Genomic DNA, 14371 nt, shown 5'->3' with positions numbered 1-14371 from the left:
GGGAGGAGTTCGGGCATGGATTTCAGCTACTCGGCGAAGGTCGTGGCGCTGCGCGAGAAGCTGCAGGCCTTCATGGATGAGCACGTCATCCCCAATGACCACACGCATCACGCGCAGCACGCGGCCATGCCGGATCGCTGGCAGCCGGTGCCGATCGTCGAGGAACTGAAGCCCAAGGCGCGCGAGGCCGGGCTGTGGAACCTGTTTCTTCCCGCTTCCAGCCATGGCGCCGGGCTGACCAACCTGGAATACGCGCCGCTGGCCGAGATCATGGGCGCCTATCCCTGGGCCAGCGAGGTCTTCAACTGTTCCGCGCCGGATACCGGGAACATGGAGACGCTGGAGCGCTACGGCAGCGACGAGCACAAGGAGACATGGCTGAAGCCGCTGCTGGCGGGCGAGATCCGCTCCTGCTTCGCGATGACCGAGCCGGAGGTGGCCTCATCCGATGCGACCAATATCCAGATGCGCATCACCCGCGACGGTGACCATTATGTGATCAACGGGCGCAAGTGGTGGTCCTCCGGCGCCGGCGATCCGCGCTGCCAGATCTTCATCGTCATGGGCAAGACCGATCCGGATTCGCCGGACAAGTATCGCCAGCAATCGATGATCCTGGTGCCGCGCGGTACGCCGGGCATGGATATCCGCCGCATGCTGCCGGTCTTCGGCTTCGACGACGCGCCGCACGGCCATGCCGAGATCTTCTTCACCGATGTCCGCGTGCCGGTGGGCAACATCCTTCTCGGCGAGGGCCGCGGCTTCGAGATCGCGCAAGGCCGCCTTGGCCCGGGACGCATCCATCACTGCATGCGCGCCATCGGCCTGGCGGAGCGCGCGCTGGCGATGATGTGCAAGCGGGCGCTTGAAAGAAGGCCGTTTGGCAAGCCGCTGGCGGATCAGGGCGTCATGGTCGACCGCATCGCCCAGTCGCGCATCCTGATCGACCAGTGCCGGCTGCTGACGCTGCACGCCGCCTGGCGCATGGACATGGTCGGCAACAAGGCCGCGCGCACTGAGATCGCCGAGATCAAGGTGGCGGCGCCCGACATGGCCTGCCAGGTCATCGACTGGGCGATCCAGGCGCATGGCGGCGGCGGCGTCACCGAGGATTTCCCGCTGGCCTATATGTACAAGATCGCGCGCACCCTGCGCATCGTCGATGGGCCGGACGAGGTGCATCGCTTCCAGCTTGGCCGCATGGAGCTCAACAAGCACCGCCCGCCGCGCAATGCCGGGCCGGGGCAGGGCGTGTGACCATGGAGCGCTCGCTCTTCGACCTGACGGGGATGGTCGCCATCGTCACCGGCGCCTCGCGCGGCATCGGCCGCGCCATCGCCGAGCGGATGGCGCAGCAGGGGGCGAAGGTTGTCGTCTCCTCGCGCAAGATCGAGGCCTGCCAGGAGGTGGTCGACGCCATTTCTTCCCATGGCGGCGAGGCCATCGCGGTGGCTTGCAACATCGGGAGAAAACCCGAGCTGCAGGCCTTGGTCGATGCAACGTTGAAAAAATGGGGGCGGATCGACAGCCTGGTCTGCAACGCGGCGATCAACCCCTATTTCGGCCCGGCCATCGACATGCCGGACGAGGCCTTCGACAAGATCATGGCGACCAACGTCAAGTCGAACCTTTGGCTGGCGCATATGGCGCTGCCCGGCATGGCGGCGCAGGGCGGCGGCAGCGTCATCGTGGTCTCCTCCATCGGCGGGCTGCGCGGGTCGCCGGTGCTCGGCGGCTACGGCATTTCCAAGGCCGCCGACATGCAGCTGGTGCGCAACCTGGCGGTGGAATGGGGGCCGCGCAACATCCGCGCCAATTGCATCGCCCCCGGCCTGGTGCGCACCGACTTCGCCCGCGCGCTCTGGGAAAATCCGGTGATCTACCGCAAGCGCACCCGCGACACGCCGTTGCAGCGCATCGGCGAGCCGGACGAGATCGCCGGCGCCGCCGTCTTCCTGGCGTCCCGCGCCGGCAGCTTCATGACCGGCCAGACCATGGTGATCGATGGCGGCATCATCGCCGGGCCGCCGATGGTGGGGGAGGATTGAGCATGGCGGATGCCGGCGCGCCGGCCCTGGTGCCGGTGCTGGACAACCATCGCTTCGACGAGGCCGCTTTCGCCCGCTATCTGCGCGGCAGGCTGCCCGGCTTCGACGGGGCCATCGCCATCCGCCAGTTCCAGGGTGGCCAGTCGAACCCGACCTTCCATGTGGCAACCGCGGCCGGCGACTATGTGCTCCGCAAGAAGCCGCCGGGCAAGCTGCTGCCCAGCGCCCATGCGGTGGAGCGCGAATACCGTGTGATGCTGGCGCTGGCCGGCAGCGGCGTGCCGGTGCCGGCGGTGCGGCTGCTCTGCGAGGAGGAAGGCGTCATCGGCACGCCCTTCTTCGTCATGGACCATGTGCCGGGCAGGATCTTCGCCGATCGCGTCATGCTGGAGGGCACGCCCGGGGAACGCGCCGCCATCTATGCCGATCTCGCCCGGGTGCTGGCGGCGCTGCACAAGGTGGACTGGCAGGCCGCGGGGCTCGCCGATTTCGGCAAGCCCGACCGCTACATGGCGCGCCAGGTCGCCCGCTGGACGCGCCAGTGGGAGGCGGTGAAGGTGGAAGAGATGCCGGAGATGGACCGGCTGGCCGAATGGCTGCCGCGCCACCTGCCGGACAGCGAGGAGACCGCCATCGCCCATGGCGACTACCGGCTGGGCAATGTCATCCTGCACCCGACCGAGCCGCGCATCGTCGCCGTGCTGGACTGGGAGCTGGCGACGCTGGGGCATCCGCTGGCCGATCTCGGCTATGCCTGCCTGACCTACCACATGGCCCCCGGCCCGAGCGGCGTCACCGGCCTGGCCGGCACCGATTTTGCCCGAACGGGCATTCCGGACCAGGCCGAATTCGTCCGGCTCTACTGCGCGGCGGCGGGCAGGTCAGCGCCGCAGGGGCTGGAGGTCTTCGTCGTCTTCTCGATGTTCCGCCTGGCTTCGATCGTCGCTGGCGTCTGGCGGCGCGCCTTGGACGGCAATGCGGCCGATCCGCGCGCCATCGGCTATCGCGACCGCTATCGGGGGATGGCCGAGACCGCCTGGGGTATCGCACAGCGCATCGACGGGAAGGCCTCCTAGCCGTCATCTCCAGGAAACACCCTGAAACGGTCATCAGAATTTGACCGATCGGTCATTGGGACCTTAGCCTGCGGCCTCGACCCTGCCGCAGTCCAAGGACGACCCATGATTCAGGACCTCGCTCAATGAAGCGCCGCAGCCTCCTGGTGGCCGGGGCCGCCGCCCTGGCCGCGCCGCTGTCGGGCCCCGCTTTGGCCCAGGCGCCGTCGCAGCGGGTGCTGAAGTTCATCCCGCAGGCCGACCTGGCCTCGCTGGACCCGATCTGGACCACGGCCTATGTCACCCGCAACCATGGCTACATGGTCTTCGACACGCTGTTCGGCATGGATGCCAACCTGCGCCCGGTGCCGCAGATGGCCGAGGGCGCGGTCTCCGACGCCGAGGGCAAGGTCTGGACCATCCGCCTGCGCGACGGGCTGACATTCCATGACGGCAGCCCGGTCCTGGCGAAGGATTGCGTCGCCTCGCTGCAGCGCTGGGGCAAGCGCGACGCTTTCGGCGCGGCGTTGTTCGCGGCCACCGACGAGCTCGCCGCCGTCGACGACCGCACGCTGCGCTTCCGGCTGAAGACGCCTTTCCCGCTGCTGCCCTATGCGCTGGGCAAGGCGCCCTCGCTGATGCCGGCGATCATGCCGGAGCGGCTGGCGCTGACCGACCCCTTCACCCAGGTGACCGAGATGGTCGGCTCCGGCCCCTTCCGCTTCAAGGCGGATGAGCGGGTGCCGGGCGCGCGCGTCGTCTACGAGAAGTTTTCTGACTACAAGCCGCGCGAGGATGGCAAGCCGGGCTGGACCGGCGGGCCGAAGGTCGTGCATTTCGACCGCGTCGAATGGAACGTGGTGCCGGACGCCTCGACGGCGGCCAGCGCGCTGCGCAGCGGCGAGGCCGATTGGTGGGAATACCCGCTGCACGACCTGCTGCCGATGCTGCAGCGCGGCCGCGACGTGAAGGTCGAGGTCACCGACCCCACCGGCATGATCCCGACCATGCGCTTCAACACCACGACGACGCCCTTCGACAACGTCGCGATCCGTCGCGCGCTGCTCGGCGCCGTGGTGCAGAAGGATTATATGGAGGCCCAGGTCGGCGCCCTGCCGGAAATGTACCGCACCGGCGTCGGCGTCTTCTGCCCCGGCACGCCGATGGCCTCCGACGCCGGGATGGAGGCGCTGAACGGCCCGCGCGACCTCGCCGCCGTCAAGCGCGCCATCGAGGCCGCCGGCTACAAGGGCGAGAAGGTTGTTCTTCTCGCCGGCACCGACGTGCCGAACGTCAAGAATGCCTGCGATGTTGCCGCCGACATGATGCAGAAGGCCGGGCTGAACGTCGACTACCAGGCGCTGGACTGGGGCACCGTCATCCAGCGCCGCGGCAATCGCGAGCAGACCGACAAGGGCGGCTGGAGCGCCTATTGCTCCAGCTGGGGCGGCATGGACCACCTGGACCCGGCCGGCCACCTGCTGCTGCGCGGCAATGCCAGCTTCTTCGGCTGGCCGAAGAGCGACCGGCTGGAAGAGCTGCGCAACCAGTGGTTCGCCGCCCCCGACCTGGCCGCCCAGCAGAAGGTCGCCGCCGATATCCAGCGCCAGGCCTTTGTCGACGTGCCCTACCTGCCCTTCGGCCAGTATATCCAGCCGACGGCCTTCCGCTCGAGCCTGACCGGCGTGCTGCCGGGCTTCGCGACCTTCTGGAACGTGAAGCGGGGCTAGCCGCCCCAGGACCGGCTGAGCGCGACCGCTTCGGCGAAGCGGTCGTGCAAGGCCCGGGGCAGCGGCGCCGCCTCGACGACGCGGCCGGGCGGCGCCGGGATCTTTGCGGCATCGCCGGTCGCCGCCTGGCACAGCCAGAGCATGCCCAGCGCGGTCATGTCGGCCGAGCCCGCCACCTCGATCGGGCGGCCGATGGCGGCGGCCAGGAAGCGGGTGAAATGGGCGCTGCGGCTCAGCCCGCCATCGATGGCGATGCGCGGGGCGGGGCCGAGGCGGGCCTCGAAGGCGCGGACCAGCTCGCCAGCGCGGAAGGCGATGCCCTCCAGCACGGCGCGGCGCAGCTGCGATTTGTCGGTCTCCAGGCCCAGCCCGAGGAAGCAGCCGCGCGCCGCGCGGTCCCAATGCGGGCAGCCGAGGCCGGCCAGCGCCGGCACGAAGGCGATGCCGCGCTCGATGGCATGCGGCCCGTCGAAGCCGTCCAGCCCGGCATGGCCGCCATCGAGCAGGCCAAGACCGCTGAGCCATTCCACCGCGGCGCCGGCGGTCAGGATGCCACCATCGAGCGCGTAGCGCGGCGCTTCGCCGGTGACCTGCCAGGCCAGCGTCGGCAGCAGCCCGTCCTTCTGCCCGGCCTCGGGCACGCCGTCGGTCAGGCCGAGGGCGAAGGCGCCGGTGCCGAAGGTTATCTTCAATTCGCCGGGGCGGTGGCAGCCATGGCCGTAGAGGGCGGCCTGCTGGTCGACGAGGCTGGCGGCGACGGGGGTGCCGTTGGCCAGCGTCCCGAAGTCACCCGCGCTGGGGCGGATCTCCGGCAATGTGTCCATCGGCACGCCGAAGGCGGCGCAGAGCGCCGCGTCCCAGGCGCCGGTGCGGATGTCCATCAGGCTGGTGCGGGAGGCGGTGGCGATGTCGGTGGCCGCCTCCCCCGTCAGGCGGGCGAGGAAAAAAGAGTCGCTGGTGCCGAGGCGGAGGCGGCCCTGGCGGTGCAGGTCGCGGGCGCCCTCGGCATGGTCGAGCAGCCAGCGCATCCGGGCCGCCGCGAAATAGGGGTCGAGCGGCAGGCCGGCGCGGGCCAGGGTCAGGGCCTCCAGCCCTTGGGCGCGCATCGCCTCGATCTGCGGCGCGGTGCGCTCGTCCTGCCAGACGATGGCGTTGTGCAGCGGGCGGCCGGTGGTGGCGTCCCAGGCGACCACGGTCTCGCCCTGGTTGGCCAGGCCCGCGGCGGCGCAGGGGCCGGCGGCCTCGATCAGCGATCGCAGGTGGCCGAGGATTTCCTCGGCATCATGCTCGACCCAGCCGGGGGCCGGGCGGATCTGGCGGTGCTGGTGCTGCCCGACCAGCCGCAGCGCGCCGTCGCGCCACAGATAGGCGCGTGACGAGGTGGTGCCCTGGTCCAGGGCGAGGATGCCGCGGCTCATGCCAGCTCCAGCTCCAGGCGGCCTGTCTGGGTCAGCGCGCCTTCGGGGATGGTCAGGGTGATCCGGCGTTCGGGCAGGGCGTCGATGCGGCGCTCCACCAGGGTGTGTCCGTCGGCCTTCAGCCGCAGCGTGCCGCGATGGGCTTGCGACGCGCGGGCGTAGAGGGTGATCGCCCCGGCATCGCGGAAGACATGCTGCGGATAGGCGTAGCGCAGCGCGCCGGCGGGGGTGACGGGGATCGCCTCGGCCGGGGCGGGCAGATGGTCGCGCAGCATGGCGGCGGCGGCGGCGGCGCCCTCGGCGGCGGCCTGGCCGGAATGCTCCACCGGGCGCAGCACATTCCCCGCCGCGAAGATCGCCGGGTCGGAGGTACGGTAGAAACAATCGATCTGTGGCCCGCCGGTGGCGGGGTCCAGCGCCAGGGGGCCGCCGCGCAGCAGGGCGGCCTCGGGGGCGAAGCGGCCGGTGACGATGACGCCGTCGCAGTCGATGCGGCGCTCGACGCCATTCTCCTCGACGATGACGCCGTCGACGCGGGACGTGCCCTCGATCGAGACCAGCCTTGTCCGTGTCAGCACGGGCACGCCCAGGAGATGGCGGGCGAAGAGATCGCCGGGGCGGCGGGCGGTGATGCGGGCGGCTTCCTCGATCATGGCGACCGGGCGGATGCCGGCATGGCGGGCGGTCAACAGCGCCGAAAAGCTGACCAGCTCGGTGCCGATGACCACCGGGCGCCGGAACGGCATCTGGCCGCCGGCATAGACCATTTCCTGGAACGCGCCGGTGCTGACCACGCCCCAGGGCCGGGTGCCGCCGATCAGCCGGGCGGCGCGGCTGGTCTCGCGGATGCCGGCGGCCAGCAGCACGGCGCGCGGGGTCAGGGTCTCGCGGCCCTGGGGGGTGGAGATTTCCAGCACCCCGCCCGGGCCAAGCGCGGTCACGGAGACGTTCGTGCGGATGGTGGCGCCGCGCGCGTCCTCGACCAGGCGGCGGGCATAGCGCGGCCCGCTCCAGATTCGGTGGTAGTCAAAGAAACCCCAGCCGAGATGGCCGCAGAAGCGCGGCAGGCCGCCGGCTTCCGGGTTGCGCTCCAGGATGGTGACATCGGTGACGCCGCCGGCGATCAGCGCGCGGGCGGCGGTCAGGCCGGCGGGGCCGGCGCCGATGATGACGGTGGGGGCCATCAGCGGGCGCCGCCGATCGGGGCGACGAGGTCGGGCAGGTGCGGCGCCGCGATCTCCATCACCCGGCGCGAGCAGTAGAAGCCCTGGCAGCGGCCCATCATGCAGCGGCTGCGGCGCTTGAGCCCGCCCAGGTCGCCGGCGGGCAGGGGGCCCTGGAAGGCGGCCTCGATCTCGCGGCGGGTGACCATCTCGCAGTGGCAGATGATCTCTTCCCGACCCGGCTGCTGCCAGAGGCGGGGCAACTCCTCGGTCAGGTTGGGCATGACCGGGCCTTCGGGTTCTTCGAACGCCGGCAGCGCGGCGAAGTGGGCTTCATACAGGCGGCGGGCGTGTGCAGAAATGCCGAGCGCCGCGGTCAGCCCCGTCGAGCGGATGCCGCCGATGCTGATCCAGCCTTCGCGCGGCAGCGCCTCGATCTGGTAGTCCTTGAACTGGGTCGCCGGCCGCAGCCCGGCATAGGCGGTGGTCACCGTCTCCTGCGCGAGGGCCGGGATCATGCGGCGGCCCTGGGCCAGCAGCGATTCCAGCGCGGCCGTGTCGGTCGCCGCCCGCTCGCGGTCGGGCTGCTCCTCGGCGGTCGGGCCGACCAGCAGGTTGCCGAAGGCGGTGCGGCTGATCACCACGCCCTTGGTGCGCTCGTTCGGCACCGGCAGGATGATGGCGGTCGCCAAGCGGTACGCCGTCTTGTCCAGCACCACGAACTGGCCCTTGCGCGGGCGGATCTCGAAGGGGCTGGGGCGGGCGATGGCCTCGATAATGTCGCCCTGGTTGCCGGCGCAATTGACCACGATGCGGGCGGCGACCGGGCCGGCCGCGGTGTCGAGCCGCCAGATGCCCGCCGCGTCGCGTGTCCCGCCCCGCACCCCGGCGTTGCGCAGCACCCGCCCGCCGGCGGCGATGCCCTGCAGCGCATAGCCCAGCGGCGCCGACCAGGCGTCGATCACCGATTCCCCAGGCACCCAGACGGCGCCGCGCGCCTCGGGGGCCAGATGCGGCTCGCGGGCGCGGAGCTCTTCCACCCCCATCGGCCGGACGTCCTGCACCCCATTGGCATGGCCGCGCTGCAGGATGCCGGGCAGGGCGGCCGCGTCGGCCTCGTTCCAGGCCACCACCACAGCGCCGGTGGGCAGCAGCGGCAGGCCCATGCCGGCGTGAATCTGGCGGTAGCGGGCGGCGCCTTCCTGCATCAGCCGTGATTCCAGGCTGCCCGGCACCGCGTCGAAGCCGGTGTGCAGCAGGGCGCTGTTCGCCTTGCTGGCGCCGGACAGGATATCGGCGCCGCGCTCCAGCAGCGCCACCCGCAGGCCGCTCAGGGAAAAGTCGCGGAAGACGGCGCAGCCGACCACGCCGGCGCCGATCACGGCGATGTCGTAGGGGGCATCGGAAGGCAGGGTCATACGACAAGGTATATGACCGTTCGGGCAAAATTTCTGCGGAAAAATGCCTGCTCAGTCGATTTCGCCACGCTTTCGGTCAGGCGCAACCAGCACGTTGACCTCAGCCCGGTCCAGCGCCGCGGCGAGCGCGGCCGGCGGCGGCCGGTCGGTCACCAGCCGGGCGATCCGCTCCAGCCCGCACAGGTGGAAAAGCGCGTCCCGCCCCAGCTTGGAGGCATCGGCCAGCACCGTCACCTCGGCCGCGCGCGCGATCATCAGCCGGGCGATCTCGGCCTCGGCCAGGTCGAAATCGGCGATGCCCTGGGGTCCCAGCCCGCCCACGGTCAGCACCGCATGGCGCGGGCTGAAGCCGGCCAGCTGCTGCAGCACCAGCGAGCCGACATTCTCCCCCGCCTCGTGCCGGTGCTCGCCGCCCAGCAGATAGGTCGGGTTGGCGCCGCTGCGCGACACCGCCTGGGCGATGCCGACCGAATTGGTGATGACGGTGACGTCGCTGGCCTGGGCCAGCTCGCTGGCGAAGGCGATGGTGGTGGAGCCGGTGTCGACGAACAGCGAATCGCCCGGCGCGAACAGCGCCGCGGCGCAGCGGGCGATGGCGCGCTTGGCGTCCAGGTTCTCGACCATGCGGCTGCGGAAGGCGCCCTCGCCCAGGCTGTCGGGCAGGGTGGCGCCGCCATGGAACTTGCGCAGCCGGTTGCGCGCGGCGAGCTCGGTCAGGTCGCGGCGGATGGTCTCCTGCGAGGCCTCCAGCTGCTGCGCCAGCTCTTCCACCGTCATCCGCTGGTGCTGCATCAGCAGCTCGACGATGCGGTCGCGTCGTGCACTCAGGCGCATCGCTGGCCTGTCTCCTTGCTGGGCTCCGGCTTCCGTTCTGCCAGCTTTTGCGCGGATTGCCATGGGGTGGCCCGGCAGGGGAGTATAGCCGTCCTGACGAGGGCCGGCGGATCATGCGGATGGCGGGCGGAGAGATCGGACGGCGCGGCATGCTGGTGCTGCCCTGGCTGCTGCCAGCGGCGGCCCAGGCGGCCACCCAATCGGCGGGCCAGGCGCTCAGCGTGGGCGAGACGGCGACGCTGCGGCTCGAGGCCGGCGAACGGCGGGAGCTGCTGCTGCCGCTGGAGGAGGGCGATTATGTCGCGGGCCTGCTGACCCGTGGCACCGACCCGCTGGCCGAGGGGCCGGGGCTGGACCTGCTGGCCCCCGGCAGCGACGCCCCGCTGCGCCGCCTGGCGATCCCGGGCGGCGGGCCGCTGACGTTCCAGTTCGTCGCCCCCGCCCGGGGCGAGTTCCGGCTGCGGCTGCTGGCCGGGGCGGCGGCGGAGCTCGGCCTCGGCATCACCCGCATCCTGCCGCGCGCGGCCCAGCTGGCGCCCGACCCGGCCCTGGCGCCGCTGGACAGCCCGCGGCTGCAGGCGCTGCGCCAGGCCTTGCGCGACGGCGCCGACGCCCCCGCCGAGATGGCCCGCTTCTGGGCCGAGATCGCCCGGCAAGGCGCGCCGCTGATCGAGAAGCGCCCCGACGGGGCCCTTGTCTCCTTCCTGTGGCGCGGGGCGACCACCAAGAATGTCCGGCTGTTCGGCGGGCCGAGCCGCGACCTGCCGCCGCTGGCGCGGATGCCGGGGACCGACCTGTGGTTCCTGACGGTCGCCGTGCCGCCCGGCACCCGGCTGACCTACCAGCTGGCCCCCGACGTGCCGGAGCTGCCGGACGATGCCGAGACCCGGCAGAGGGCGGTCTTCGCGACCGCCCAGGCCGATCCGCTGAACCCGCGCCCCTGGTGGCCGGCCGATCCGCGGCGCGACCGCTACACCTCCTCCTCGGTGCTGGAGCTGGAGGACGCGCCGGCCTCGCCCTGGCTGGCGCGCCGCCCCGGCGTCGCCGAGGGCCAGGTCTGGCGCCGCCGCTTCGCCAGCCCGACGCTGGGCAACACCCGGCTGCTGGCGCTGTACAGCCCGGCGGTGACGCCCACGGCACCGCTGCCGCTGCTGGTGATCTTCGACGGCGATGGCTATCTGGACGTCGTCCCCACGCCGACCATCCTGGACAATCTGATCGCCGCCGGGGCGATCCCGCCGGTCGCCGCGCTGTTCGTCGGCAATGGGCCCGGCGATGCCCGCGACCGGGAACTACCTTGCAACCCGCGCTTCGCCGCCGCGCTGGTCGAGGAAATGCTGCCCTGGGCGCGGGCGCAGATCCGGCTGACCGAGGACCCGGCGCAGATCGTGGTGGGCGGCGCCAGCTATGGCGGCATCGCCGCCGCCTTCGCCGCCTTCCGCCACCCCGAGGTCTTTGGGAATGTCCTGAGCCAGTCCGGCAGCTATGGCTGGTCGCCCGAGGGGGCCGCTCCTGAGTGGCTGGTAGAGCAGTATGCGTCGTCGGCCCGGCTGCCGGTGCGCTTCTACCTGGAGGCCGGCAGCTTCGAGCGCGGCCGCCCCGGCCGGGTCAGCCTGTTCGACAGCAACCGCCACATGGCCATGGTGCTGCGCGCCCGCGGCTACACGGTGACGCATCGGGAATGGTCGACGGGACACGACTATATCGCCTGGCGCAGCAGCCTGGCCGAGGGGCTGCAGGCGCTGTTCCGACCGTGAGTCGCGCATCATTCGGAAAATCCGAATTATTTTGCGGTGCAGCATGAATGACGGGGGTGTGACGGTCGTGCTTTGATCGCGTTGCGCGGCCGGGTCGGCCAGCGCCAATAGCGGGAGAGAGGCGGCCGGTTTTCCCAGGACCCTGCCCCGCATGTCGCTCTCGACCACCACCGCCACCCCGATCGCCGGCCTCGACGCCAGCCGCCCGGTCGAGAAAATTTACGGCGAGACCCCCTATATCCAGCAGGGCACGGCGGAGTTTTTCCGCACCAGCATCGCCCTGCTCTGCGCCGGCTTCGCCACCTTCGCGCTGCTCTATTGCGTGCAGCCGCTGCTGCCGGCGTTTTCCCAGGAATTCGGCATCGGCGCGGCGGCGTCCTCGCTGTCGCTGTCGCTGCCCTCGATCGCGCTGGCCTTCGGCACGCTGATCGCCAGCAGCCTGTCGGAAGCCTTCGGGCGCAAGCCGCTGATGGTGGGCGCCGTCTTCGCCTCCTCGGCGCTGACCCTGGCCTCGGCCTTCGCCCCCTCCTGGGAGAGCTTTCTGGTGCTGCGCACGCTGCAGGGCCTGGCGCTGTCGGGGCTGCCGGCGGCGGCCATGGCCTATCTCGCCGAGGAAGTGCATCCGCGCTCCATTGGGTTGGCGATGGGGCTCTATATCAGCGGCAATGCGCTGGGCGGCATGGCCGGGCGGGTCGGCGTCGGCCTGGTGAGCGACCATTACTCCTGGCACTACGCCATGGGCTTCATGGGGGTGCTGGGGCTGCTCTCAGCCGGGCTGTTCCTGGTGAACCTGCGGCCGTCGCGGCATTTCACGCCGCGCGCGCTGAATGTCGGCGCGCTGGCCGGCGGGTTTGCCACGCATCTGCGCGAGCCCGGGCTGCGGGTGCTGTTCCTCGAGGGCTTCCTGATCATGGGCGGCCTGGTCACCCTCTACAACTATATCGGCTACCGGCTGATGGCGCCGCCGCTGGGGCTGAGCCAGACGCTGATCGGGCTGATCTTCACCGTCTATATCGTCGGCATCGGCAGCTCGACCTTCGTGGGCGCCCTCGGCGACCGGCTGGGGCGGGCGCGGCTGTTCTGGATCGCGCTGGGCATCGCCATCCTCGGCCTGCTGGTGACGCTGATCCCGACGGTGACCGCGGCGGTCCTGGGCCTGGCCATCACCACCTTCGGCTTCTTCGCGGCGCATTCCATGGCCAGCGCCTGGGTCGGCCGCCGCGCCATCCGCGCCAAGGCCCAGGCGTCGTCGCTGTACCTGTTCTGCTGCTACATGGGCGCCAGCGTGCTGGGCTCGACCGGCGGCTGGCTGTGGTCGGGCTGGGGCTGGGGCGGCGTCGTCTCGCTGATCGGCGGCGCCATGCTGCTGGCCATTGGCTGCGCGGCCTGGTTGTCGCGGCTGAAGCCGGTGGCGCAGCCTGCCGCCTGATAGTATCGCTCTGCAATCTGGACGCCGCGCGCTGCAAGGTTGAACAGCGGCGCGCGGCTTGCGCATCGCGCGGCGCGTGGCATGGTGGCGGCTTCTGACCGTCGAAGGAGCCTGCCCCGATGTGCGACACCATGGTGGCCCTGCCGCCCGTGACCCTGTCGGGCGCCGTGCTCTTTGCCAAGAACAGCGACCGCGAGCGCAACGAGGGCCAGCCCTTCGCCGCCTTCCCCCGCGCGACGCATGCGGCCGGCAGCCGCCTGCGCTGCACCTATATCGACATCCCGCAGGTGGCCGAGACCCATGCCACGCTGCTCAGCCGCCCCTACTGGTGCTGGGGCGCGGAGATCGGCGCCAACGAGCATGGCGTGGTCATCGGCAACGAGGCGATGGTGGCGACGCTGGCGCCGGGCACCGAAAAGAAGCTGATCGGGATGGACCTGGTGCGGCTGGGGCTGGAGCGCGCCGCGACCGCCGCCGAAGCCGTCGAGGTGATCACCAGCCTGCTGGAAGCGCATGGCCAGGGCGGCCCCTGCGGCCATCTGCACGAGCATTACTACGACAACGGCTATATCATCGCCGACCGGCGCGAGGCCTTCGTGCTGGAGACGATCGGCACCTTCTGGGCGGTGGAGCGCGTCGCCGGCTTCCGCGCCCTGTCCAACGCCTTTTCCATCGGCCGCGGCGCCATCTGGCGCGCCGGTGGCGGGCTGCTGGAGCATGCCAGGGCCGCCGGCTTCTGCACCGCGCTCGACGACCTGGACCTTGCCGACCGCTATCTCAGCCTGGAGCGCGACGCGATCAGCCAGGGCCGCGCCCGTTGCAGCCGCGCGACCGAGCTGCTGGGCCGCGACGCGCCGCGGCTGACGTCAGCGCATCTGATGGCCGCGTTGCGCGACCACGGCGCCGCGGCGGAGCGCGACCCGCGCTGGCACCCGGCGCATCTGCAAGGCCGCAGCATCTGCATGCATGCCGGGGAGGGGCTGCGGCGGTCGCAGAGCACGGCCTCGATGGTCTCCGAGCTGCGCGGCGACGGGCGCGTTCTGCATTGGGCGACGGCGAGCTCGGCGCCCTGCCTGTCGATCTTCAAGCCGGTGCTGCCCGGGCTGGTGGTGCCGGAAGCGGCGTCGCGCGGTGGCGACAGCTATGACGCGACCAGCCTGTGGTGGCGCCATGAGAGGCTGCACCGCGCCGCCGAACGGGGCGACTTCGCCGCGGTGATCGCCGATTTCGCGCCGCAGCGGGACCGGTTGGAAGCCGCGTTCCGCATCCGCATCGAGGATGTGCTCGGGGCGCCGGCCCCCGAGCAGCAGGCGGCGATGGATGCCTGCTGGGCCGAGGCCGCGACGCTGGAGGCGCGCGTCACCGCCGCCCTGCCGGAAATGCCCGATGCCGAGGCGGCGCATGCCGGCAGCTGGCGGGAGCTCGATCGCCGCGCCGGGCTGCCGCTGCTCTGCGAAGCCGCCTGAGACGAAATCCGGCTTGCCAAGCGGGCCAAAGCTGGGCTCCATGCGGCCCAGAT

Annotated in this window: 11 protein-coding genes; 7 read left to right on the top strand and 4 right to left on the bottom strand. The window is 71.4% G+C overall.

What is annotated here, in order from left to right:
* Window positions 1-15 precede the first annotated feature (15 nt).
* The 4 genes from GVN67_RS01875 to GVN67_RS01860 all read left to right on the top strand — a co-directional run bounded on the left by GVN67_RS01875 (window position 16) and on the right by GVN67_RS01860 (window position 4833).
* The gene (locus tag GVN67_RS01875) at window positions 16-1257 is read left to right on the top strand and encodes an acyl-CoA dehydrogenase family protein (RefSeq protein ID WP_159992569.1); all 1242 of its coding nucleotides are present in this window, start codon (window positions 16-18) and stop codon (window positions 1255-1257) included.
* A gap of 2 nt (window positions 1258-1259) precedes the next feature.
* Entirely contained in the window at window positions 1260-2048 is a 789-nt protein-coding gene (locus GVN67_RS01870) for an SDR family NAD(P)-dependent oxidoreductase (protein WP_159992568.1), read from the top strand.
* A 2-nt stretch (window positions 2049-2050) separates the two neighbouring features.
* Window positions 2051-3124 (top strand): phosphotransferase family protein, encoded by a 1074-nt coding sequence (locus GVN67_RS01865; protein WP_159992567.1) that lies wholly within the window; start codon window positions 2051-2053, stop codon window positions 3122-3124.
* 125 nt (window positions 3125-3249) lie between these two features.
* Window positions 3250-4833 (top strand): ABC transporter substrate-binding protein, encoded by a 1584-nt coding sequence (locus GVN67_RS01860; protein ID WP_159992566.1) that lies wholly within the window; start codon window positions 3250-3252, stop codon window positions 4831-4833.
* Here the strand turns inward: GVN67_RS01860 and GVN67_RS01855 are convergent.
* The 4 genes from GVN67_RS01855 to GVN67_RS01840 are packed head-to-tail and all read right to left on the bottom strand — an operon-like array spanning window position 4830 to window position 9666.
* The gene (locus GVN67_RS01855; RefSeq protein ID WP_159992565.1) at window positions 4830-6251 is read right to left on the bottom strand and encodes an FGGY family carbohydrate kinase; all 1422 of its coding nucleotides are present in this window, start codon (window positions 6249-6251) and stop codon (window positions 4830-4832) included. The two genes, GVN67_RS01860 and GVN67_RS01855, sit on opposite strands and share 4 nt — an antisense overlap.
* The gene (locus GVN67_RS01850; protein ID WP_159992564.1) at window positions 6248-7435 is read right to left on the bottom strand and encodes an NAD(P)/FAD-dependent oxidoreductase; all 1188 of its coding nucleotides are present in this window, start codon (window positions 7433-7435) and stop codon (window positions 6248-6250) included. Before GVN67_RS01850 ends, GVN67_RS01855 begins: the two co-directional genes overlap by 4 nt.
* Window positions 7435-8832: an NAD(P)/FAD-dependent oxidoreductase gene (locus GVN67_RS01845; protein ID WP_159992563.1), complete on the bottom strand. Its 1398-nt coding sequence runs from the start codon at window positions 8830-8832 to the stop codon at window positions 7435-7437. The genes GVN67_RS01850 and GVN67_RS01845 overlap by 1 nt, the downstream gene beginning before the upstream one ends.
* Window positions 8833-8883: 51 nt before the next feature.
* On the bottom strand, window positions 8884-9666 hold the full coding sequence (locus GVN67_RS01840; protein ID WP_159992562.1) for a DeoR/GlpR family DNA-binding transcription regulator: 783 nt from the start codon (window positions 9664-9666) through the stop codon (window positions 8884-8886).
* A 119-nt stretch (window positions 9667-9785) separates the two neighbouring features.
* Here GVN67_RS01840 and GVN67_RS01835 point away from each other — a divergent pair, with 119 nt between their 5' ends.
* The 3 genes from GVN67_RS01835 (at window position 9786) to GVN67_RS01825 (ending at window position 14318) form a co-directional block, all read left to right on the top strand.
* Window positions 9786-11423: an alpha/beta hydrolase-fold protein gene (locus GVN67_RS01835; RefSeq protein ID WP_159992561.1), complete on the top strand. Its 1638-nt coding sequence runs from the start codon at window positions 9786-9788 to the stop codon at window positions 11421-11423.
* 151 nt (window positions 11424-11574) lie between these two features.
* On the top strand, window positions 11575-12852 hold the full coding sequence (locus GVN67_RS01830; RefSeq protein WP_159992560.1) for an MFS transporter: 1278 nt from the start codon (window positions 11575-11577) through the stop codon (window positions 12850-12852).
* Between the two features lie 119 nt (window positions 12853-12971).
* Entirely contained in the window at window positions 12972-14318 is a 1347-nt protein-coding gene (locus tag GVN67_RS01825) for a C69 family dipeptidase (protein ID WP_159992559.1), read from the top strand.
* Window positions 14319-14371 lie beyond the last annotated feature (53 nt).

Origin of the sequence: Roseomonas sp. 18066 (genome assembly GCF_902706185.1) — a bacterium.
Lineage (GTDB): Bacteria > Pseudomonadota > Alphaproteobacteria > Acetobacterales > Acetobacteraceae > Pseudoroseomonas.
The sequence above is the reverse complement of the archived record's forward strand: the minus strand, read 5'-3'. Positions and strand labels throughout refer to the sequence as shown.